This is a genomic window from Bacillus sp. 275 (assembly GCF_001999205.1).
GTDB classification, from domain to species: domain Bacteria; phylum Bacillota; class Bacilli; order Bacillales; family Bacillaceae; genus Bacillus; species Bacillus velezensis.
In genome coordinates this window covers 572,312-595,432 of the sequence record NZ_CP019626.1, presented here as the reverse complement: position 1 = coordinate 595,432, position 23,121 = coordinate 572,312, and the positions used below count along the sequence as shown (strand labels likewise).

Here is a 23,121-nt window from a genome sequence, read left to right as displayed (position 1 = left end):
TTGATAGTTATTGAATGAATTTGAGTGATTTTAGTTGCTAGAAGTAAAAAAAGCGTTTACAATTATCTTGCAGCCGAAATGAATACGTTTCCAAAGGAGGCGGAATATGCTCACTCCTGAAAGGTATCAGCTGATTATTGATCAGATTGAAAAGCGTGATGTGGTGAAGATTCAAGAGCTGATAAGCATGACAAATGCTTCTGAATCAACGATCAGAAGAGATTTATCAACACTCGAAGAGCGCGGATTTTTAAAGCGCGTTCACGGCGGGGCGTCTAAACTTTCCAACAGCAGGCAAGAACCCGATATGCTTGAAAAATCCTCCAAAAACCTTCAGGATAAACTGAAGATCGCAGAAGAAGCAGCATCTTTATTAGAGGAAGGTGACTGTATTTATCTTGATGCGGGAACAACTACATTGCACATGATTGATTTTATAGATCCATCTAAGGACATTGTGGTTGTCACAAACGGAGTTATGCATATCGACGCTTTAATAAGGAAAGGGATTCCCTTTTATCTTCTCGGAGGATATGTGAAGCATAGAACAGGTGCGATGATCGGCGGCGCCTCATTAACGGCGGTCAGCCAGTACCGTTTTGACAAAAGCTTCCTCGGGGTGAACGGCGTGCACATTGAAGCCGGCTTTACAACACCCGATCCGGATGAGGCTCTTCTGAAGACAAAGGCTGTGAGACAGGCGAAAAATGCGTATGTTTTAGCCGATCCTTCTAAATTCGGCGAGATTTCTTTCGCAGCGTTCGCGGCCTTGGGCGATGCCGCTATCATTACCACTGAAGCTGAAGAACTTGCATTCGATAATTACCAAGAAAAAACTGTCGTAAAGGTAGTGAAACCATGATTTACACTGTAACCCTCAATCCGTCTGTTGACTATATCGTTCACGTTGAAGATTTTGCCGTAGGCGGTTTAAACCGTTCCAGCTATGACACGAAGTATCCCGGCGGAAAAGGCATCAACGTTTCGAGATTACTGAAAAGACACCATGTGCCGTCAAAAGCATTGGGGTTTGTCGGCGGATTTACCGGAAATTATATCACGTCATTTTTGCAGCAGGAAGGTCTGGAAACGGCTTTTTCTGAGGTAGATGAAGACACGCGTATAAATGTAAAACTGAAAACGGGCGATGAAACGGAAATTAACGGACAGGGCCCGACGATTTCAGACGAAGTGTTCAATGCCTTTTTAGAACAGTTCTCCGCTCTGGAAGAGGGAGACATCGTCGTTTTAGCGGGAAGCATTCCTTCTTCCCTGCCGCATAACACGTATGAAAAAATTGCTGAGGCATGCAGAAAGCAGAATGCCCGGGTAGTGGTGGACATCTCCGGTGAAGCGCTGATGAAAGCGACAGAAATGAAACCGTTTTTGATGAAGCCGAATCATCATGAGCTTGGGGAAATGTTCAATACGGTCATTGATTCAGCCGAAGCTGCCGTTCCTTACGGTAAAAAATTGATTGAACAAGGCGCTGAACATGCGATTGTTTCGATGGCTGGCGACGGTGCGCTTTTATTTACGAAAGAGGCGGTTTTCCTCGCCAATGTTCCTAAAGGAAAGCTTGTCAATTCGGTAGGCGCGGGTGATTCCGTCGTCGCGGGATTCCTTGCGGGAATTTCAAAACAGCTGCCTTTGGAAGATGCGTTCCGTTTAGGAGTTGCTTCCGGAAGCGCGACGGCATTTTCTGAAGAACTCGGAACTGAAGAGTTTGTACAGCAGCTTCTTCCTGAAGTTAAAGTCACACGTCTATAGAGGAGGAAAGAAAAGTGAAGATAACTGAGCTGTTAACAAGAGATACAATTCATCTCAATATAGAAAGCAAAGAGAAAGAAAACGTTATCGATGAAATGGTGACAGTGCTTGACAAAGCCGGCAGATTAAATGACAGAGAGGCTTACAAAGCAGCCATTTTAAATCGTGAAAGCCAAAGCTCGACGGGAATCGGCGAAGGCATTGCCATTCCTCATGCGAAGACGGCGAGCGTCATTAACCCGGCCATCGCATTCGGCCGTTCAAAAGATGGTGTGGATTATGAATCATTAGACGGTCAGCCGGCACACCTGGTCTTTATGATTGCGGCAACCGAAGGAGCGAATAATACGCACCTTGAGGCATTATCAAGACTTTCAACGCTTCTCATGCGTGAGGAAATCCGCAAACAGCTTCTTGAAGCTGAATCAGAAGATGCGATCATTGACATCATCAATCAGCATGACAAAGATGACGATGAGGAAGAAGAAGAGCAGGAAGAACAGGCAGCGCCGTCAGGAAAAGGCAAAATCCTTGCCGTTACGGCATGTCCGACAGGTATCGCCCATACGTTCATGGCAGCTGACGCACTGAAGGAAAAAGCGAAAGAGCTCGGCGTTGACATTAAAGTCGAGACAAACGGCTCAAGCGGTATCAAACATAAGCTGACGGCTCAAGAAATTGAAGACGCGCCTGCGATTATCGTGGCGGCTGATAAACAGGTTGAAATGGAACGCTTTAAAGGCAAACATGTTCTTCAAGTGCCTGTAACGGCCGGTATCAGACGTCCTCAGGAACTGATTGAAAAAGCCGTTAACCAAGATGCGCCGATTTACGAGGGCAGCGACGGAGGATCTTCCGCTTCAAATGAAGACGGCCCGAAACAAAAATCAGGCACAAGCATCGGAAGTACTTTCTATAAACATTTAATGAGCGGTGTCAGCAACATGCTGCCATTTGTCGTCGGCGGCGGAATTCTCGTTGCGATTTCATTCTTCTGGGGAATTCATTCAGCTGATCCGAAAGACCCGACATACAACACGTTTGCTGCAGCACTGAACTTTATTGGTGACGGTAATGCGTTAAAGCTGATTGTGGCAGTTCTTGCCGGATTCATCGCAATGAGTATTGCGGACCGTCCGGGATTTGCGCCGGGTATGGTCGGCGGATTTATGGCTACGCAGGCGAATGCCGGATTTTTGGGCGGACTGATTGCCGGATTCTTAGCCGGTTATGTCGTAGTCCTTTTGAAAAAGCTGTTTGTCTTTATTCCTCAGACTCTTGACGGATTAAAACCTGTATTGATTTATCCGCTGCTCGGTATTTTTATCACAGGAGTTCTGATGCAATTTGTCATAAACACACCTGTCGCAGCGTTCATGAATTTCTTAACAAATTGGCTTGAAAGCCTTGGAACTGGAAACCTTGTCTTAATGGGTATTATTTTAGGCGGTATGATGGCTATCGACATGGGCGGCCCGCTCAATAAAGCGGCGTTCACTTTCGGAATTGCGATGATCGATGCCGGAAACTATGCGCCGCATGCGGCCATCATGGCGGGCGGAATGGCTCCGCCGCTTGGAATCGCACTGGCGACAACATTCTTTAAACACAAATTCTCTAAACGTGACCGTGAAGCCGGTATTACGTGCTACTTCATGGGAGCAGCTTTCGTTACAGAAGGCGCCATCCCGTTTGCAGCGGCTGATCCGCTTCGCGTCATCCCTGCAGCCGTTGTCGGTTCTGCGGTAGCGGGCGGGTTGACAGAGTTTTTCCGGGTAACGCTTCCTGCACCGCACGGAGGAATATTCGTTGCATTCATTACGAACCATCCGCTGCTTTACTTAATGAGCATCGTGATCGGAGCGATTGTAACGGCGGTTATCTTGGGAATCGTCAAAAAACCGGTTGCAGAGAAATAAGCAAAAAGCGTCCTTTACGGGCGCTTTTTTCAATCATGTACGCATAGAAGCGTTATGTATTTTATGATGAGTTATGATAAAGTAAAGATGGTACATGAACTGAAACAGTGATCGTCTAGGAGGAACCACGTTGACTGAAGAACAAAAACCTACTTCTGAAAAATCGGTAAAAAGAAAATCCAACACATATTGGGAATGGGGAAAGGCCATCATCATAGCAGTCGCACTTGCGCTGTTAATCCGCCATTTCCTGTTTGAACCGTACTTAGTGGAAGGATCATCAATGTACCCGACATTACATGACGGTGAAAGGCTGTTTGTCAACAAAAGCGTCAATTATATCGGAGAAATCGAGCGGGGGGACATCGTCATTATTAACGGCGATACATCGAAAGTCCATTATGTAAAGCGGCTCATCGGAAAACCGGGAGAAACGGTGGAAATGAAAAATGACACGCTTTATATAAACGGCAAAAAAATCGCAGAACCGTACCTCGCGAGCAATAAAAAAGAAGCGAAAAAACTGGGAGTCAACCTCACGGGAGATTTCGGCCCCGTAAAGGTTCCGAAAGGCAAATACTTCGTCATGGGCGACAATCGGCTGAACTCAATGGACAGCCGGAACGGACTCGGTTTAATTGCCGAAAACCGGATCGTCGGCACCTCGAAGTTTGTGTTCTTCCCGTTTCATGATATGCGTCAGACAAAATAAAAACGCCGCGCTGCCCGATTTGGACGGCCGGCGTTTTTATTTGGCAAACGAGGCGGCGACGGCGATGAACATTACCGTGGCCAGCACTGATCCGACAATGGCCAGAACGCTGAAAAAAAGATTCACCTGCTGCTTCTCTTTGCCGCGTTTTTCAAGCATCCGTTTTGAAAAGAGATGCGAAAACGTATAAATGAGGGAGATTCCGACGTACAAGCCGATGTCACGTGCCGTAAAGCCTGTGACGGCCAGAAAAACCCCGGTAAAGAAAATCATAAGACAATATTCTGTGAGTGTTAAAAGCTTCAACTTGTTCCTCCGTGATGAATATGTATATATATCTATTGTATCACAGGGCTCCGGGTTTGACGCCTGCATCTTTTCAAACCCGTATATTCGCAGGGAAACATTTCTCTTCCCCTTTATTCATGGTATACTTTTAATGATGATAGACACGATGGAGGATTCTAAATGATTGCTGTAAATAATGTGAGCTTGCGTTTTGCGGATCGCAAGTTATTTGAAGATGTCAATATTAAATTTACGCCGGGCAACTGCTACGGATTAATAGGCGCAAACGGTGCCGGAAAATCAACATTTTTGAAAATTTTATCCGGTGAGCTGGAGCCGCAGACCGGCGATGTCCATATGAGCCCGGGCGAACGTCTTGCCATTCTGAAGCAGAACCACTTTGAATATGAAGACTTCGAAGTGCTGAAAGTCGTCATTATGGGACATAAACGTTTATACGAAGTCATGCAGGAAAAAGACGCGATTTATATGAAGCCTGATTTTTCAGATGAAGACGGCATCCGCGCCGCTGAGCTTGAAGGAGAGTTTGCGGAATTAAACGGATGGGAAGCTGAAAGTGAAGCCGCTATTTTGTTAAAGGGCCTGGGCATCTCTGAAGACCTGCATACGAAGAAAATGGCGGACTTAGGCGGTTCAGAAAAGGTGAAAGTGCTTTTGGCACAGGCGCTGTTCGGCAAGCCGGACGTTCTGCTGCTTGATGAACCGACCAACCACTTGGATCTGAAAGCGATTCAGTGGCTGGAAGAGTTTTTAATCAACTTTGAGAACACAGTCATCGTCGTATCCCATGACCGTCACTTTTTAAATAAAGTGTGCACGCACATCGCCGATCTTGATTTTAATAAAATTCAAGTGTACGTCGGCAACTATGATTTCTGGTATGAATCCAGCCAGCTTGCTTTAAAGCTTTCTCAGGAAGCCAACAAGAAAAAAGAAGAGCAGATTAAACAGCTTCAGGAGTTCGTGGCCAGATTCAGCGCCAACGCCTCTAAATCAAAGCAGGCGACATCAAGAAAGAAACTCCTTGATAAAATCACGCTTGATGATATCAAACCGTCATCACGCCGTTATCCTTATGTCAATTTCACGCCGGAACGTGAGATCGGAAATGACGTGCTGCGGGTTGAAGGCTTAACAAAAACGATTGACGGGGTTAAGGTGCTTGATAACGTCAGCTTTATTATGAACAGAGAAGATAAAATCGCTTTTACGGGCCGCAACGAACTTGCCGTTACGACATTGTTTAAAATCATTTCCGGGGAAATGGAAGCAGACAGCGGTACATTTAAATGGGGCGTGACCACTTCTCAGGCGTACTTCCCTAAAGACAACAGCGAATATTTTGACGGCAGCGATGCGAACCTTGTTGACTGGCTCCGCCAGTACTCGCCGCATGACCAAAGCGAAAGCTTTCTGCGCGGTTTCTTAGGACGCATGCTGTTCTCAGGAGAAGAAGTCAACAAAAAATCAAACGTTCTTTCCGGAGGAGAAAAAGTGCGCTGCATGCTTTCAAAAGCGATGCTTTCCGGCGCGAATATTTTAATTCTGGATGAACCGACAAACCACTTAGATTTGGAATCCATTACGGCGCTTAACAACGGCTTAATCAGCTTTAAAGGCGCTATGCTGTTTTCATCTCATGACCATCAGTTTGTACAGACAATTGCCAACCGCATCATTGAATTAACGCCTAAAGGCATTGTTGACAAACAAATGTCTTATGACGAATTTCTTGAAAACGCGGATGTGCAGAAAAAGCTTGAAGAGCTATACGCGTAATAAAGAAGCAGGGGAGACTCTGCTTTTTTATTTATGAAAAAAGTTTTCAATCTTCTGACTTCCCGTTACAATAAATGAATACATAACTTGAAAAGAGACGGAGGAATGCATCATGAAGTTTTTAGTTGTCGGAGCTGGAGGAGTGGGCGGATATATCGGCGCGCGTCTTGCAGAAAAGGGAAATGACGTGACGTTTCTCGTCCGCAAGAAACGGGCGGAACAATTACAAGAAACGGGATTGACCGTCAAAAGTGAAAAAGGTGATGTTTCAATCAAGCCGAAATTAATCATGGCGGGCGAAGAAGGAGCATTTGACGCGGTTATCATCGCTTCAAAAGCGTATTCTTTGCAGGACGTCATTCGGGATGTCAAACCGTTTGTCAAACCTTCGTCGGTCATTATTCCTTTTTTAAACGGATACAGGCACTATAACCAGCTGTTTGAAGCTTTTTCAAAACGGCAGGTGCTGGGCGGCCTCTGCTTTATTGAGAGCGCCCTTAACGACAAAGGGGACATTCTTCATACGAGCGCTGCCCACCGCTTTGTTTTCGGTGAATGGAGCGGGGAACGCACAGAACGTATGAACGAGCTGGAAAACGCATTTTCAGGTGTGAAAGCGGATGTCATCATCAGCCGGGATATTGAAAAGGACATTTGGAAAAAATATATGTTTATTGCCGCGCAGGCGGGAGTGACCACTCTGTTTCAACAGCCGGTCGGACCGATTTTAGAAACAGAAGGCGGCCGCAACACGGCAAAGCGCCTCTTTGCTGAAATCGGAGCCATTTTCAAGGCTGCCGGCATCCCGAAAGATCCTGGTCTGGAAGAAGAGAGTTATCGCACATTGACAAGCATGTCTTACCATATGAAATCGTCGATGCTGAGAGATATGGAAAAGGGCAGGGTGACGGAAGGTGATCATTTACACGGATTTTTGCTTGAGAAAGCGAAAGGCTTGTCAGTTGATACACCCGTTTTGGAAACCGTCTGCGCCAACTTGCAAATGTATGAAGCGAAATAAAAAAAGGAGGCCTGATCGCCTCCTTTTTTTATTAAAATGCCCAGTTTCCGTTTCTGAAGATCGGTTCTCTTTTGCCGTCCGCAGTAATGCCGTCGATATTCATGTCTTTGGAACCGACCATAAAATCTACGTGTGTAATGCTTTCATTTAAGCCCTCTTTGACAAGCTCTTCCCGTGTCATTTGTTTGCCGCCCTCAATATTAAAGGCATACGCACTGCCGATCGCCAAGTGGTTAGAGGCGTTTTCATCGTACAGTGTGTTGTAAAATAGAATATTTGATTGTGAAATCGGTGAATCGTACGGCACTAAGGCCACTTCACCGAGATAGTGTGAGCCTTCATCGGTTTCGACGATGCCTTTTAAAATCTCCTCGCCTTTTTCAGCTTTCACATCGACAATGCGGCCGTTTTCAAAGGTAAGAGTGAAGTTATCAATAATGTTGCCGCCGTAGCTCAGCGGTTTCGTGCTGGAAACCGTGCCGTTCACCCCGTCACGCTGCGGGAGGGTGAAAACCTCTTCTGTCGGCATGTTGGCCATGAATTCGTGCCCGCTCTCATTCACGCTTCCCGCGCCTGCCCATACATGTTTTTTCGGCAGTTCAATGGTTAAGTCTGTTCCTTCAGCCTGATAATGCAGGGCGCTGTAATGTTTTTTGTTTAAGTGTTCCACTTTTTCATGAAGGTTTTGATCATGTTTTTTCCATGCTTCCACAGGGTTTTCTTCATTTACGCGGGTCGTTTTGAAAATTTCTTCCCATAAAAGCTGAACGGCTGTTTCTTCCGGCTGATCCGGGAACACTTTTTTCGCCCAGCCTGTTGAAGCCGCTCCGATCACCGTCCAGCTGACCTTATCTGATTGAATATATTGTCTGTATGTATGCAATGCTTTTCCGGCGGCTTTTTGGAACGCTGCAATCCGTTTGCCGTCAGTGCCTTTTAACAGGTCGGGGTCGGATGAGACGACAGAAATAAACGCAGCCCCTTTTTTCGCGAGCTCTTCTTTTCCTTTTGCTTCCCATTCAGGATACTCCTCAAACGCTTCAAAAGGTGCCATCTCGTATTTTAATCTGGACAGTTCATCGTCCTGCCAATTTACGGTGACGTTTTTAGCGCCTTTTTCATAAGAATGTTTGGCAAGCAGTCTGACAAGTTCCCGGACATCAGTTGAGGCATTGATTACGACATGCTGTCCTTTTTGGACATTGACGCCGACTTCTACCGCCAGCTGAGCATATGTATGTAACTTTTCAGTAAACGAACTCATCATTCATTCCTCCTCATCGGTTTTTCTCATCATATCAAATATCGCCTCATAAAGGAAAGAAAGGAGCACAAACGAAAAAGACACAGCTTTTGCTGCGTCTTTACGGGTGATTCAGTTTTACGGCGCCGCCGGCCGGAGAATGGGGCATATTGGCCAGTGATATGCTCATACCCCCCAAAATAATTCCGCTTAAAATGACGGCTACTGCTACGCGTCTTCCCACATCTCTAAGCATATGCTTCCTCCTTAATGTTTCTCCAGTTCTCACAATATGAGCCGGCCGGAGAAAAAAGAAGCACAATCTTATTATTTAATTGCTTTTTGCAGCTTATCGATGACGTCTAATGAACGTCCCGTGCCGATAGCCACTGATTCAAGCGGATTCGCCGCCAAATGAACGGGAACGACGATTTCATCTGTCAGCCATTCTTTCATCCCGTTTAAAAGGGAGCCTCCGCCGGTTAACACGACGCCGCGGTCAACGATATCACCGCTGAGCTCCGGCGGACAATCTTCAAGTGTCGCTCTGATCGCTTCAAGAATATGCAGGAGCGACTCACGCATCGCGTGCTGAATTTCATTAGACTGCAGTCTGATTGTCTTCGGCAGACCGGTTACAAGGTCACGCCCGCGGATTTCCATCGTTTCCGGCACATGTTCGATCAATGCAAATCCGATTTCCATTTTCACTTGTTCTGCCGTACGTTCCCCGATCAGCAGGTTGTATTTTTTTCTGACGAACGAGGCGATATCTTCATCAAGCTGGTCGCCGCCGATTCTGATCGAATGGCAGGATACGACGCCCCCGAATGAGATGATGGCGACTTCAGTCGTACCGCCGCCGATATCTACGACGACGTTTGCGACCGGCTCGTCAACAGGGAGGTCGGCCCCGATTGCAGCGGCTACGGGTTCTTCAATCAAGTGAACGTTTTTCGCTCCGCAGTTTTTGACAGCGTCACTGATGGCGCGTCGTTCAACGGCTGTTGAGCCTGAAGGCGTGCAGACGACGACATTCGGTTTGCGGAAAGTCATTCCGATTTTTTTTCCGGCTTTTTTCATAATGTGTTTTAATAAGTCAGTTGTCATATCATAATCAGCAATGACACCGTCTTTCATCGGCCGAACGGCGACGATTTTCCCCGGCGTCTTTCCGATCATGCTTTTGGCATCCGTTCCGATGGCAAGCACCGCTTTCGTTGTTGTATCTACAGCGACAACGGAAGGCTCGTTTAAAATAATTCCTTTATTTTTACTGTAAACAAGTATATTAGCGGTTCCTAAGTCGATTCCGATCTCAGTTGATTGAAACATGTTTTCACCCAATCCCTATCCTGATTTAATTGATTCTACATTTAAAGTTTCTGAGAAAAACCACGATTTTTGGGGGTTTCCGCCGGGAATGAAATGTTTTTGTAAAAAAGGAGGGAAAGTCTGTATCCCATATTTCAAAAGGATTTTCTTTTGTAAAAAAACATTCAGTTCCGGATGCTGAGAAACTTTTGCTCCGTTCCTTTCGTCTACGTTTATGAAGGATTTTCCTTGGACATAAAGAAGAGACATTAAAGGAAGTAGGGGATTTCTATGAAATCAATTGGTGTAGTAAGAAAAGTAGACGAACTCGGGCGTATTGTCATGCCGATTGAATTGAGAAGAGCATTGGATATCGCTATTAAAGATAGTATTGAATTTTTCGTTGACGGAGACAAAATTGTCTTGAAAAAATACAAGCCGCACGGCATTTGCTTAATGACGGGGGAAATTACTCCCGAAAATCAGGAGTACGGCAACGGCAAAATTATTTTAAGTCCTGAAGGAGCGAAAATGCTGCTTGAGGAAATCGAGGAAGCGTTAAAAGATAGATCATAATCAGCAAAAAGGGCGGAGCATCATTCCGTCCTTTTATTATGAACTTGTGCAAAAACTCACGGGAAAAGTAAGCGAACCTGCTCAATTAATTGGGAATAGTTATCATTTTTTAGTCAATAATGCAGTCAACAATGTTACAATATATGTAGAAATGCTAGCGGCAGGTGGGACTATGGGAAAATATCAAGCGCGTATCATTTCCTTAATCTTGGCAATGATTTTTATTATGTTTTGGGATTATTTATTTTATATGATTGAACGGAATCCGATTAACTGGCCAGTTGACATCACCTTTACCGCCGTCACATTAATCAGCGTCTGGCTGCTGGCTTATTATGTGGATAATAAAAAGCAGCTGCTGGCGGAGCTGAAGGACAGCGAGCAGAAAGCAAAGGCGCTTTCAGATGAGAAAAACCGGATCATGGACAATTTGCAGGAAATCGTTTTTCAGACGGATGCTCAAGGGAATATTACATATTTGAATCAGGCCTGGACGGCGATTACGGGCCACTCCATCAGCGAATGTATGGGCACGATGTATAATGATTATTTTATAAAAGAAAAACATATTATTGATTATATTATCTCCCAAATCAAGCAGCAGTCCCCGTCAGGAATGTTTACGGCCAAATATATTAAAAGAGACGGCTCGATCTTTTGGGGAGAAGTCCATTATAAGCTGTATTATGACCGCAGACAGAAATTTGTCGGAAGCCTGGGGACGATGTCTGATATCAGTGAACGGAAAAAAGCGGTCGACGAGCTTCTGGAAACGAACGAACGCCTTGCCATGCAATCTCAAAAGCTGGCCATTGCCGGGGAGCTTGCGGCAGGAATCGCCCATGAAGTAAGAAATCCTTTAACATCAGTCAGCGGCTTTCTCCAGCTGATGAAAGCCCAGTATCCGGAAAGAACGGATTATTTTGATATTATTTTTTCGGAGATTAAAAGGATTGACCTTGTGCTGGGGGAGCTCCTTCTGCTCGCCAAGCCGCAGACCGTGACGTTTACCGCTCATCATCTCAACCATATTTTACGGCAGGTGGCAACGCTTCTTGACACGAACGCGGTGCTGTCGAACACTGTGATTGAGAAGGATTTCAGGCAGACTGAGTCCTGTATGGTCAACGGTGACGAAAACCAGCTGAAACAGGTATTTATCAATATTATTAAAAATGCGATTGAAGCGATGCCTGACGGCGGGAATATTCATATTTATACAAAACGGGATGAAGAATACGCGGTGATCAGCATACAGGATGAAGGAAACGGCATGTCGAAAGAAAAGCTTGAAAACATCGGGAAACCGTTTTTCTCAACAAAAGATCAGGGAACGGGTCTCGGGCTTCCGATTTGTTTACGAATTCTGAAGGAGCATAATGGTAAACTTAACATTAAGAGCAAAAATGGAGAAGGCAGTACGTTTCAGGTGATTCTGCCGTTAGAAGCGGCTGCTGTCCAAAAGGAGGAAAAATAACTTGCTTCTTTTTGTATACGGTTTGTTACGGAAGCGTGAAGAAAACCATGAACTGCTGAAAGGCGCTCCGTGTGTGTGCGAGCAGGCTGCGATAAACGGCGTGCTGTACGAAACGGATAAAGGTCAGCCTGCGGCGTCTTTAGCAGAAACAGCTTTTGTGTACGGGGAATTGTATGAAACAGATCATCAGATGATCCGTAAGCTGGATGCGTATTATGCTGATTTTGATCGAAAAGAGGTTGCCGTGACGACGGATGCCGGGAATAAAACCGCCTTCGCATATGTCGTAAAGCCCGACCAGTGTGCCTCATTCAGCCGTATCAAAAGCGGAGACTGGAAAGAATACCGTTTTATGAAACGGGAGGATGACAGTCCGGTTTATTATTTCGCTTACGGCTCCTGTATGGACAATGCCCGGTTTAAACAGGCGGGGGTCGACCACTTTTTTGCCGAGCCGGTCGGAGGGGCGGTTGTTGAAGGGTATTCGACGAGATTCACATTAAGGCGTCCTGACGGTTCCAGAGCCGATCTTGTTGAAGACGGGGGACGAACTGAAGGCGTGCTGTACAAGCTCCCGTTTGAAGCGGCAACCTATCTGTACAAAAGAGAAGGTGTTGATAACCACACATACCGTCCCGCGTTCATAGAAGTGTGTGCCGGCGGCCGTGTATACAGAGGCGTCCTGACATTTCTCGTTCTTGATAAAGCTGAGGAAATTGCGCCTCCGGGTCACTATCAGGAAGAAATCGAACGCGGAGCGGACCTGTATTTATCGCCCGCCTTTTCAGAAAAGCTTAAACGCTATATGAACTCATTGCCGAAAATGTGATACTATTCCTATTAGAGATATTGTTTAAAGGAGTACTGTTATGAGAAAAGAGTTTGCCGTTATCGGTCTCGGACGCTTCGGCGGAAGTATTTGCAAAGCATTAAGTGAAGAAGGCCTTGAGGTCATGGCGATGGATATTGATGAAGATAAAGTTAATGAATACGCCAAAATCGCATCACACGCGGTCATCGGCGATTCAACCGATGAATCAGTGCTGAAAAACTTAGGGCTGCGCAACTTTGACCACGTCATTGTGGCAATCGGCGAAAATATACAGGCGAGCATTTTAACGACGCTGATCTTAAAGGAACTCGGCGTGAATACGATCACGGTTAAAGCGCAGAACGATTATCATGAGAAAGTGCTTGCGAAAATCGGGGCCGACCACATCGTCCACCCTGAACGTGACATGGCAAAACGCATCGCCCACAACATCGTATCAAATAATGTGCTTGATTATTTGGAGCTGTCCGACGAACACAGCATTGTGGAGATCGTGGCCAACAGCAGGCTTGCAGGCAACACACTGCTTGATCTGGACATCCGGGCGAAGTACGGCATTAATATCGTGGCCATCAAGAGAGAAAAAGAAGTGATCGTATCTCCGCTGGCGACTGAAATGATCCAAAAAGAAGATATTCTCATCGTTATCGGCTCTCTTACGGACATTTCCCGATTTGAAAAAAGAGTGCTTCACACAAAGTGAAAAGCCGTCTGTAAAAGGACGGTCTTTTATTATGTCAGAATAGAAAGACATTTATCGTGTAAGCGGTATTTTCTGCAATTTTTATTGACTATGATCAGGCGATCCGATAGCATATTGTACCATATAAAGAAAAAGAGGAGGCCTCATTTTGAACAAAGAAACACTGGCTGAACGGCTGAATGCATCAGCCGGCAGACAAAAAGCCGATACCGTCATTAAAAACGGAAACATCATGGATGTATTTAACCAGGAATGGATTTCTGCAGATATCGCCATTACGGGCGGAGTGATCGTCGGGCTGGGCGAATATGAAGGGGAAGAAGTCATTGATGCAGAAGGTCAAATGATCGTTCCGGGGTTTATTGACGGACATGTTCATATCGAGTCCTCTATGGTTACTCCGATTGAATTTGCTAAAGCCGTCCTCCCACACGGAGTGACTACTGTCATTACTGATCCTCACGAAATTGCGAACGTTTCCGGAGCAAAAGGCATTTCTTTTATGATAGAGCAGGCGAAAAAGGCGCCGCTGAACATCCGTTTCATGCTTCCTTCCTGTGTTCCCGCCGCTAGCTTTGAACGCTCAGGAGCCGTATTAAAAGCCGAGGATTTAAAGCCTTTTTATCAGGAGAAAGAGGTGCTCGGGCTTGCGGAAGTAATGGATTATGTATCTGTTGCGGAAGGTGAAGAGGATATGCTTCAGAAACTGCTTGATGCCAAGCGTCACGGAAAACGGATCGACGGGCATTTAGCCGGACTGTCTTCAGATATCATCAATATATACAGAACCGCAATGGTGTCAAATGATCATGAAGTGACGACAAAAGAAGAAGCGCTGGACAGAATCAGACGGGGAATGTACGTCATGCTGCGCGAAGGATCGGTGGCAAAAAATACGCTCAATGTGCTGCCGGCGGTGAATGAAAAAAACGCGCGGCGCTTTTTCTTTTGCACGGATGATAAGCATGTAGATGATCTGCTTTCAGAAGGAAGTGTGAACCACCAAGTCAAAATGGCGATAAAGGCGGGACTTGATCCATTCCTTGCGTATCAGCTCGCCAGTTTAAATGCGGCTGAGTGCTACGGTCTTGAAACAAAAGGGGCGGTAGCGCCGGGTTTTGACGCAGATCTGCTGTTTATTTCAGATGTACGGGAGGCTGTCGTCACGAAGACCATGGTCGCCGGCCGGACCGTTGCCGAGAACGGACGCACGGTTTATGAACAGTCTGCCGGTTCCTATACGCCGGACCAGGCGCTGTTGGATACAGTGCGGCTGAAAGCGCCGCTGACTGAATCGGATCTTCATATACCGATTCAAGAGGGCAAGAAAATGAATGTAATCGAAATGATACCGAATCATTTGGAGACGAGAAAAAAAGAAGTGCCTGCACCGTCTGCTGACGCGTTTTGTCCTGATACAGAAAATGATTTATTAAAAATCGCCGTCGCAGAGCGGCACAGCGGCGAAAAAATGATAGGACTCGGGATTGTACAAGGGTTCGGGTTAAAAGAAGGCGCCATCGCCACAACCATTTCTCACGATTCCCATAATATCATCGCCGTCGGTACAAACGATGCCGATTTGGCAAAAGCAATCAACAGGCTCCGTGACACCGGAGGAGGATTAACAGCCGTGAAAAACGGAGAATTGCTTCACTCCGTTCCGCTTCCGATCGCCGGGCTTTTGTCTGATAAGTCGGCGGAATGGGTCAATGACAGCTTGGGCGTGCTTCATGAAAAGCTTCCTCTGCTCGGATTCACCGGTGATTTCAATCCGTTTCTCACATTATCGTTTTTAGCGCTTCCGGTGATTCCGGATATTAAAATGACAGCAGCCGGTCTGTTTGATGTCAAAGCCTTTCAGCATATTCCGCTGCAATAAAAAAACTGCACTCATTACGAGTGCAGTTTTTTTTAGACCTCCATAATGATCGGAAGGATCATCGGGCGGCGTTTTGTTTTTTCGTATAGGAACGGAGCAAGTGTATCGGTAATTTCGTTTTTAATTTCGGACCACTGCGTTGTTTTCCGATCCATTACTTTCTCCAGATGGTTCGAAATCAGCTGCTGCGCGTCATTGATCAAATCACCGGATTCTCTCATGTATACAAAACCTCTTGAGATTAAATCAGGCCCCGCCGAAACCTTAAAGTCGTCCATATTGATGCTGACAACAACGATAACAAGGCCTTCTTCTGAAAGAATGCGGCGGTCGCGGAGCACGATATTGCCGATATCACCGATTCCGCTTCCGTCAATGTAAACGGAGCCGGACGGAATTTTGCCTGCCACAGCGGCTTCTTCGCCTTTGAGGGCCAGCACTTCGCCATTATCCATGATAAAGCAGTTTTCTTCGGGTATGCCGCAATCAGTCGCGAGTTTGACGTGCATTTTCTGCATTCTGTACTCACCGTGAATCGGCATAAAGAACTTCGGTTTGATCAGGCGGAGCATTAATTTCTGCTCTTCCTGTCCGCCGTGTCCGGATGTATGAATGTCATTCAATGAACCGTGAATGACTTCTGCGCCCGCACGGTACAGCTGGTTGATGGTGCGGCTTACGCTGATTGTGTTTCCGGGAATCGGAGAGGAAGAAAAGACGACCGTATCTCCGGGATTAATGGAAATCTGCCGGTGCGTCCCGTTAGCGATACGTGATAACGCCGCCATCGGTTCACCTTGGCTTCCCGTACATAAAATCGTTACCTTATTGGCAGGCATACGATTGATTTCGTTATGCTCAATAAACGTATTTTTAGGACAGGTAATGTAACCGAGATTTTGTCCGATTTCAATAGCCGATTCCATACTGCGTCCGAATACGGCAACTTTTCTGCCGTTTAAAACGGCTGCTTCAATCACCTGCTGAAGACGGTGTATATTCGAAGCGAATGTCGCAAATATAATTCTGCCGTCCACTTTCCGGAAAATATCGTGAATGCTTTCGCCTACGCGGCGTTCTGACATGGTGAAATCAGGAACCTCACTGTTTGTACTGTCAGAAAGCAGGCACAAAACGCCTTCTTTCCCGATTTCAGCCATCTTTGTCAAGTTTGCCGGTTCGCCTACCGGTGTGAAATCGAACTTAAAGTCCCCGGTATGTACGATATTGCCCGGCGGTGTTTTGACGACGATTCCGTATGAATCCGGAATGCTGTGTGTCGTTCTGAAGAAGGATACTGACGTCTTGCGGAACTTCACGATGTCGTCTTCACCGATGATATTTAATTTGGTCTGTCTTAACAGCCCGTGCTCTTCAAGTTTATTCCGAAGTAAGCCGATCGCGAGTTTACCGCCGTAAACGGGAATATTTACTTGTCTGAGCAGGTACGGAATACCGCCGATATGGTCTTCGTGACCGTGGGTGATAAACAGACCTTTAATTTTATCTTCATTTTTTACTAAATACGTGTAATCGGGGATTACGTAATCGATGCCGAGAAGTTCATCTTCCGGGAACTTGATTCCCGCATCAATCAGTACAATTTCATCCTGAAACTGCACCCCGTACGTATTTTTCCCGATCTCGCCCAATCCGCCGAGGGCGAAAACGGCAGTCTGGTCATTTTTTACAAATTTCATTCCGCTCATAACTCCAATACTTTAAAATTTTCGCTCTGCTTCTCATATTCTAAAAAAGCACCGTCCACAGGCTGAACAAATTCAATGTTGTATTTCTGATCTTTCAGTTTCGTTCTGACGTCCCGTTCTGAAACGCCCTCAATGTAAAGTGAATCTGTTTTTTCCCGAACAGGTACTTCGTCAGCCTTCTCTTGATAAAATACCTTATAAATCATCCAAATCTCTCCTTAAATGCCGTATGTTAGACTCGCTTATTCTATTATATTCGAAAACGGATTATAAGGAAAGTCTCGAGCAAAAAAGGGACTTTCAAAAAACGAAAGATCCCTTCTACGCGATGACTTTTTTCCGGAGCATTCCGCCCCACTGTCTTCTGAGTTTCTTCCGTAATCGGCGCAGCATCGTATACCTCCTTTAAAGCCCTTTATAGCAGTAGTATGCGGAAAAAATGAATTTGTTTTCGTGGGTAAAACTGGAATTTCATCAAGGCGGTTTTCCGGAAGAAAAACTTTCTGTATGATGATATTGAAAAAGACACGACTGATAAACGGGAAAAAGGAGAAATTGACATGAATCCAAAACTGATCTTTTTTGATATTGACGGCACGATCTATGACCATGATAAACATATTCCCGATAGCGCAAGAAACGCCGTGAAGGCGCTTAAAGAGGCTGGCCATCACGTTTTTATCGCCAGCGGAAGGTCCCCGTTTATGGTAAAACCGATTCTGGAAGAGCTTGAGATTGAATCATTTATTTCATACAACGGCCAGTATGTCGTATTTGAAGGTGAGGTCATTTATAAAAATCCGCTTCCTGAAGATGCGGTTGCGCGTTTATTAAAGCAGGCGGCAGAAGGGGAGCACCCCGTCGTATTTATGGCGGAAGACACGATGAAAACGACCGTCCCCGGACATCCGCACGTCTCGGAAGGAATCGGCAGTCTGAAAGCGCCTTATCCCGAAGTTGATGAAACATTTTATAAAGGAAAAGAAATTTATCAGCTGCTTTTATTCTGCCGCGGACATGAAGAAAAAGCATATGCCGCTTTTCCGGAGTTTGATTACGTCCGCTGGCATGAATTGTCAACGGATGTGCTTCCGAAAGGCGGTTCAAAAGCGGAAGGCATTAAAAGAGTGCTTGAGCGGCTTCCGTACGGCGTAAGTGACACTTATGCATTCGGCGACGGACTAAATGATCTTGAGATGATCCGTTTTGTCGGCACCGGGGTGGCGATGGGAAATGCGGTTCCGGAATTAAAAGCTGCCGCCGATTTCGTCACAAAGCCGGTGGATGAGGAAGGAATCAGCTGGGCCGTCAAAGAACTGAGCCTTTTGAAATAAAGAAAACCGGCACTTTGGGAAGTGCCGGTTATTTTTAACGGTCAATGGCAATGGCGTTTTCAGGTTCTTTGAACGGATTTTCTTTATCAATATGGTCGTAAAACATCACGCCGTTCAGATGATCGATTTCGTGCTGAAACACGATGGCCGGAAAACCTTTGAGGCGGATGTCAATCTGTTCTCCTTCAAGCGTCACCGCCTTTACGCGGATGCGGGCGTAGCGCGGCACATAGCCGGGAATGGGTTCGTCTACCGACAGGCAGCCTTCTCCGCTCGTCAAGTAGCTTTTTTCCACTGAGTGGCTGACGATCTTAGGGTTAAAAAGAGCATAGCTGTATAAAGTGCCTTTCGCATCTTCTGCATGGACGGCGATCATCCGTTTTTTTACGTCTGTTTGGGGAGCGGCAAGACCGACGCCCGGACGAAGCTTGTATTTCTCGGCTAATTCAGGATTTTGGCTGTTTTTCACAAACTCAATCATATCAGCAAGATGCTGTTTTTCTTCGTCAGAAGCGGGAAGCTGTACCTCTTCAGCGATCTCTCTGAGCGCGGGATGTCCGTCTCGCACAATATTTTCCATAGTAATCAAGAAACTTCACTCCTAAAGCTTAATATGTAAATTATAGCGAATTTCTTTATCGCGGCGCAACGAAACAATTGGCCGGCCATAGCAGGCCGGCCGATGTTCATGGTGTATAATGTCAGCAGCCGCAGCCTAAATAAGCGGCACCGACGATGATTAATAAGATAAACAATACGACGATTAATGCGAATGTGCGGCCGTATCCGCCGCCGCAGCCGTAACCGTAACCGCCGCCATAACCATATCCGCCGCCGCAACAACCGCCGCCAAATCCGCCGCCAAATCCATATCCGTACATAAAAAAACCTCCTCTTTTAATTACGCTGACCCTCTGTCAGCAGGGCCGGCGTCTACTATAAACTATGTAAAAGCCAAAAAGATGTATGGTCATCCGCCCTGTTTTCTCAATTTTTTACGCAAGTATTCTTTGAAAGCACCGTAAGCGTCTTTACACGGTCATACCAATTACAGCTCAGCTATTGTCAAAAAGCGTTCGGGCTTCTATAGTGGAAATTGTCAAGATTGGGGGATTTTAAGTGAATATGATTCAAAAAAAGGTATTAGCAGGAATCGGAGCGCTCGGCGCCGCAAGTATGCTTCTTGCCGGCTGCGGGGGAAAAGATCCGGTTGAATCGCTTCATGACTCGATGGAAAAAGCCGTTCAAGCGGAAAAACCGTTTCAAAAAGAGCAGAAAACATTAGAAAAATTGGAGAAAAAAGAGCATAAGCTATACGACAGCGCGGTTAAACTGAATATGGATGATTACCAGAAAATTGTCACACTGTCTGATCAGGCTCTGAGCAATGCAAATCAGCGAAAAAAACATCTGAAAGCAGAAAAAGACAGTATTGATGATTCAAAAAAAGCGTTTGAATCCGCAAAAAAAACTTCTCAAGAAATAAAGGATAAGAAAGTAAAAGAAAAAGCCGGGCATGCTGTCGCTTTAATGGAGAAAAGGTATGCATCTTATGATCTTTTGTACAAAAAGTACGAAAAAGCCATTTCACTTGATAAGGACCTTTATAAACTGATTAAAGATAAAAAGCTCACATTAGCGCAGCTGGAAGAGCAAATCAGCAAAGTAAACTCAGTTTACGAAAAGGTGCATAAACAAGCAGATGAGTTCAATCAATTTACTAAAGACTACAACAAAGAGAAAGAACTATTATTCCGCAAATAGTATAGTGAAGGCATATCGGCATGGGCTGATGAACTGATAACAACCGAGTTCAGCCGCCTGTAAAAAGGCGGCTGAAGAATTGGTATATACGTGTGTTTCCCATTGACAACAAGTAAATCATGGTATAGTATTTATTTAGGGAAATATTCACATAAAACCAATCGTTGTTTCGGCACGTTGGAATGTTTTTATTATATTGATATATATAAAACAGAATGAAAATGCGATTTTAATTATCAGAAAATTCTATCTATTTATATTTACGGCGATATGATATTTGTACATGCTTTTGCTTTTAAACCTTTATCCGGCATAAAGGTTTTTTTATTTTGCTTCGTAATGCTTATTAAGTAAGGGTGCTGAGAGTAAACGACAATTTTAAAATTGAAGTGAAAAACGTTAATCAAAATCGGAACGAAAAGAAACGGCAGAAATACGGAACAGGAGGAAAACAAATGCTTGCTTACGTCTTTCCCGGACAGGGAGCGCAGTTTAAAGGAATGGGCAGAGACTTATTCGATGAATTCAGTGAGCTCATTAAAAAGGCAGATCATATTTTAGGATACTCCATAAAGGATTTATGCCTTTCAGATGAAAAAGAAAGGCTGACTGATACGAAGTATACACAGCCTGCAATTTATACAGTGAGCGCACTGCAATATTTAAAGGGTTTAAAAGAAGGTCATACACGCCCTGATGCTGTTGCAGGACATAGTCTGGGTGAATATACTGCGCTTTTTGCGGCCGGCGTTTTTAATTTTGAAACAGGTCTCCGGCTGGTTGCTAAAAGAGGCGAGTTAATGAGTGAGGCTTCCGAGGGCGGAATGGCTGCCGTGATCGGACTGGATGAGCATCACATAAAAAAAATACTTCAAAAGTATGAACTCGGCCAGATAGATATCGCCAATTACAATACATCTTCACAAATTGTGATAGCAGGGGCTGCAGAAGAGATAAAGCGGGCAGCCTCTTTTTTTGAAAAAGAAGGGGCGAAAGCTTATATCGTATTGCAAGTCGGCGGAGCTTTTCATTCTCGTTTCATGGAAAGTGCACAGCGTGAATTTGCGGAATTTATCGAGGAGTTTCATTTTTCTGAATTGAATTTCCCGGTCATTTCTAACTATACGGCAAGACCTTATAAACAAGAAGATATCAAACGGAATTTAATTGAACAAATAACAAACTCGGTAAAATGGACTGAAAGCATTAGGTATCTAATGGGACAAGGCGTCACTCTGTTTGAAGAGATCGGTCCCGGAAACATTCTGACTAAATTAATTCAAACCATACAAAGAGATGAGGAACCGCTTACTATCAGTGCGCCGGAAGACAGTCTCTTTTTTTCTGAAGGGAACAAGGACAATTCGGAAAGCGGGAAAGAGCATAGCCTCTTGGCCGAAAATATAGAGAGCGGTGCAGCTTCACCGGTGTCCCGATTGGGTGATCAATCTTTCAAAGAAGATTACGGTTTGACATACGCGTATTTGGCAGGTGCGATGAATAGGGGGATTTCTTCCGCTGAAATGCTGATCCGCCTCGGGAAGAAAGGAATGCTGGGGTTCTTTGGCACAGCGGGTTTACCTATAAGGGAAATTGAACAGGCCCTTATTTCTATTAAGAAGACACTCAAAAATGGCCAGCCCTACGGAATGAATCTGCGATTTGAGCCGGATCATCAAGATAGAGAAAAGGAATTGATAGATTTATATATCAAGCATGACGTACGAGTAATAGAAGCGTCTTCGTATCTTTCCGTCAGCGCACCATTAATCTATTACAAAGCGCATCAGTTGAAGATAGACAAAAGCGGCAGGGTCATACCTCATAATCGGATCATTGCCAAAGTTTCACGGCCGGAAGTTGCGGCCGCATTTCTGAGTCCGCCTCCTCAAAGTATCGTAAAGAGAATGTGTCAGCACGGTATGCTGACGGAAGAGCAGGCGGAGTGGCTCAGCCGTATTCCGGCAGCAGACGATATCATTATTGAAGCAGATTGCGGAAGTAATACTGAACAGGGCTCATTGACAGCGATGCTGCCGTTTTTTGTTAACCTGCGGGATGAAATGATGGAAACACACAAATACGCAAGGAAGATAAGGGTCGGGGCTGCGGGAGGAATCGGAACTCCCGAGTCTGCCGCGTCTGCTTTTTTAATGGGCGCTGATTTTATTATGACGGGATCCATTAATCAATGTACAGTTGAAGCCGAAACAAGCGGTTTTGTTAAAGAAATGCTGAGTGAGACAGGAATATGCGATACTGCTTATGCGCCTTCGGAGACTCTGTTTGAGTTCGGAACAAAGGTTCAGGTGCTGAAAAAGGGCACGCTGTTTTCGGTCAGGGCAAATAAATTATTTCAAATCTACCAACAATATGAGTCGTTGAGTGAGATAGATGAAAAGACAAAGATTCAGCTCGAAAATGATTATTTTAACAAGACTTTTGATGAAATCTACGAAAGCATATTAGAAAAACAGCCGAACCTGGCCCAAAAAGCTGAGCGCAATCAAAAATATAAGATGCTGTTACTATTTAAGTGGTATTTGCAGAGAGGATGTCTGCTTGCTTTGGAAGGGCAGGAAGAACAAAAGGTGAATTTCCAAGTTCATTGCGGCCCGTCTTTAGGCGCTTTTAATCATTGGGTAAAGGGCACGGATTTGGAATCATGGAGAAACAGACATGTCGATGACATTGGTGAAAAATTGATGAATGAGACCGAAAGTCTGCTAAGGCGCAGATTGGATACGTTATTTCTACACTAAAGAAGGAGCGGGTGG

General features: G+C 45.2%; 22 protein-coding genes. 14 read left to right on the top strand and 8 right to left on the bottom strand.

What is annotated here, in order from left to right:
- The first annotated feature begins 106 nt into the window (after nucleotides 1-106).
- From BZ167_RS02280 to sipT, 4 genes are all read left to right on the top strand, one after another.
- Complete coding sequence (locus BZ167_RS02280; protein ID WP_032868156.1) at nucleotides 107-862, top strand: DeoR/GlpR family DNA-binding transcription regulator; 756 nt, start codon at nucleotides 107-109, stop codon at nucleotides 860-862.
- Nucleotides 859-1,770: a 1-phosphofructokinase gene (gene pfkB / locus BZ167_RS02275; protein WP_003154572.1), complete on the top strand. Its 912-nt coding sequence runs from the start codon at nucleotides 859-861 to the stop codon at nucleotides 1,768-1,770. Before BZ167_RS02280 ends, pfkB begins: the two co-directional genes overlap by 4 nt.
- A 14-nt stretch (nucleotides 1,771-1,784) precedes the next feature.
- The gene (locus BZ167_RS02270) at nucleotides 1,785-3,689 is read left to right on the top strand and encodes a PTS fructose transporter subunit IIABC (protein WP_062623326.1); all 1,905 of its coding nucleotides are present in this window, start codon (nucleotides 1,785-1,787) and stop codon (nucleotides 3,687-3,689) included.
- 130 nt (nucleotides 3,690-3,819) lie between these two features.
- Nucleotides 3,820-4,401, top strand: a complete 582-nt coding sequence (gene sipT / locus BZ167_RS02265; RefSeq protein ID WP_003154568.1) for a signal peptidase I sipT — start codon at nucleotides 3,820-3,822, stop codon at nucleotides 4,399-4,401.
- 36 nt (nucleotides 4,402-4,437) lie between these two features.
- On the opposite strand, the gene BZ167_RS02260 is transcribed toward sipT, so the two are convergent.
- Complete coding sequence (locus BZ167_RS02260) at nucleotides 4,438-4,707, bottom strand: hypothetical protein (RefSeq protein ID WP_062623327.1); 270 nt, start codon at nucleotides 4,705-4,707, stop codon at nucleotides 4,438-4,440.
- Between the two features lie 162 nt (nucleotides 4,708-4,869).
- Here BZ167_RS02260 and BZ167_RS02255 point away from each other — a divergent pair, with 162 nt between their 5' ends.
- A complete protein-coding gene (locus BZ167_RS02255) occupies nucleotides 4,870-6,489 on the top strand; it encodes an ABC-F family ATP-binding cassette domain-containing protein (RefSeq protein WP_007409642.1) in 1,620 nt (539 codons plus the stop codon).
- A 112-nt stretch (nucleotides 6,490-6,601) separates the two neighbouring features.
- On the top strand, nucleotides 6,602-7,510 hold the full coding sequence (locus BZ167_RS02250) for a ketopantoate reductase family protein (protein WP_033574611.1): 909 nt from the start codon (nucleotides 6,602-6,604) through the stop codon (nucleotides 7,508-7,510).
- 31 nt (nucleotides 7,511-7,541) lie between these two features.
- Here the strand turns inward: BZ167_RS02250 and BZ167_RS02245 are convergent, their stop codons facing one another.
- The 3 genes from BZ167_RS02245 to mreBH all read right to left on the bottom strand — a co-directional run bounded on the left by BZ167_RS02245 (nucleotide 7,542) and on the right by mreBH (nucleotide 10,088).
- A complete protein-coding gene (locus BZ167_RS02245) occupies nucleotides 7,542-8,774 on the bottom strand; it encodes an aminopeptidase (protein ID WP_007409644.1) in 1,233 nt (410 codons plus the stop codon).
- A 100-nt stretch (nucleotides 8,775-8,874) separates the two neighbouring features.
- The gene (locus BZ167_RS20030) at nucleotides 8,875-9,009 is read right to left on the bottom strand and encodes a protein YkpC (protein WP_003154559.1); all 135 of its coding nucleotides are present in this window, start codon (nucleotides 9,007-9,009) and stop codon (nucleotides 8,875-8,877) included.
- Nucleotides 9,010-9,080: 71 nt separating this feature from the next.
- Nucleotides 9,081-10,088, bottom strand: coding sequence for a cell shape-determining protein MreBH (gene mreBH / locus BZ167_RS02240; RefSeq protein WP_003154558.1), 1,008 nt, complete (start codon nucleotides 10,086-10,088; stop codon nucleotides 9,081-9,083).
- A gap of 270 nt (nucleotides 10,089-10,358) precedes the next feature.
- On the opposite strand from mreBH, the gene BZ167_RS02230 reads away from it, so the two are divergent.
- The 5 genes from BZ167_RS02230 to ade all read left to right on the top strand — a co-directional run bounded on the left by BZ167_RS02230 (nucleotide 10,359) and on the right by ade (nucleotide 15,537).
- A complete protein-coding gene (locus tag BZ167_RS02230) occupies nucleotides 10,359-10,643 on the top strand; it encodes a transcriptional regulator AbhA (protein WP_003154557.1) in 285 nt (94 codons plus the stop codon).
- Between the two features lie 172 nt (nucleotides 10,644-10,815).
- Nucleotides 10,816-12,120: an ATP-binding protein gene (locus BZ167_RS02225; RefSeq protein WP_007409646.1), complete on the top strand. Its 1,305-nt coding sequence runs from the start codon at nucleotides 10,816-10,818 to the stop codon at nucleotides 12,118-12,120.
- Between the two features lies 1 nt (nucleotide 12,121).
- Entirely contained in the window at nucleotides 12,122-12,949 is an 828-nt protein-coding gene (locus BZ167_RS02220; RefSeq protein ID WP_015239773.1) for a gamma-glutamylcyclotransferase family protein, read from the top strand.
- 40 nt (nucleotides 12,950-12,989) lie between these two features.
- A complete protein-coding gene (ktrC, locus tag BZ167_RS02215) occupies nucleotides 12,990-13,655 on the top strand; it encodes a Ktr system potassium transporter KtrC (RefSeq protein WP_003154554.1) in 666 nt (221 codons plus the stop codon).
- A 148-nt stretch (nucleotides 13,656-13,803) separates the two neighbouring features.
- Complete coding sequence (gene ade / locus BZ167_RS02210) at nucleotides 13,804-15,537, top strand: adenine deaminase (RefSeq protein ID WP_033574609.1); 1,734 nt, start codon at nucleotides 13,804-13,806, stop codon at nucleotides 15,535-15,537.
- 32 nt (nucleotides 15,538-15,569) lie between these two features.
- On the opposite strand, the gene rnjA is transcribed toward ade, so the two are convergent.
- Both rnjA and BZ167_RS02200 read right to left on the bottom strand, forming a co-directional pair.
- On the bottom strand, nucleotides 15,570-17,237 hold the full coding sequence (gene rnjA, locus BZ167_RS02205) for a ribonuclease J1 (protein ID WP_003154550.1): 1,668 nt from the start codon (nucleotides 17,235-17,237) through the stop codon (nucleotides 15,570-15,572).
- A gap of 5 nt (nucleotides 17,238-17,242) precedes the next feature.
- The gene (locus BZ167_RS02200) at nucleotides 17,243-17,452 is read right to left on the bottom strand and encodes a DNA-dependent RNA polymerase subunit epsilon (RefSeq protein WP_003154548.1); all 210 of its coding nucleotides are present in this window, start codon (nucleotides 17,450-17,452) and stop codon (nucleotides 17,243-17,245) included.
- Between the two features lie 354 nt (nucleotides 17,453-17,806).
- Between BZ167_RS02200 and BZ167_RS02190 the strand changes: the two genes are divergently transcribed.
- Nucleotides 17,807-18,580, top strand: a complete 774-nt coding sequence (locus tag BZ167_RS02190; RefSeq protein ID WP_033574608.1) for a Cof-type HAD-IIB family hydrolase — start codon at nucleotides 17,807-17,809, stop codon at nucleotides 18,578-18,580.
- Between the two features lie 34 nt (nucleotides 18,581-18,614).
- Here BZ167_RS02190 and def read toward each other — a convergent pair whose 3' ends face one another.
- Both def and BZ167_RS02180 read right to left on the bottom strand, forming a co-directional pair.
- Entirely contained in the window at nucleotides 18,615-19,169 is a 555-nt protein-coding gene (gene def, locus BZ167_RS02185; RefSeq protein WP_003154544.1) for a peptide deformylase, read from the bottom strand.
- Nucleotides 19,170-19,281: 112 nt separating this feature from the next.
- On the bottom strand, nucleotides 19,282-19,461 hold the full coding sequence (locus BZ167_RS02180; RefSeq protein WP_007409651.1) for a YjcZ family sporulation protein: 180 nt from the start codon (nucleotides 19,459-19,461) through the stop codon (nucleotides 19,282-19,284).
- A gap of 244 nt (nucleotides 19,462-19,705) precedes the next feature.
- On the opposite strand from BZ167_RS02180, the gene BZ167_RS02175 reads away from it, so the two are divergent.
- Nucleotides 19,706-20,344, top strand: coding sequence for a YkyA family protein (locus BZ167_RS02175; RefSeq protein ID WP_032865273.1), 639 nt, complete (start codon nucleotides 19,706-19,708; stop codon nucleotides 20,342-20,344).
- A gap of 455 nt (nucleotides 20,345-20,799) precedes the next feature.
- On the top strand, nucleotides 20,800-23,106 hold the full coding sequence (fabD, locus tag BZ167_RS02165; RefSeq protein ID WP_015417388.1) for an ACP S-malonyltransferase: 2,307 nt from the start codon (nucleotides 20,800-20,802) through the stop codon (nucleotides 23,104-23,106).
- Nucleotides 23,107-23,121: the final 15 nt, after the last annotated feature.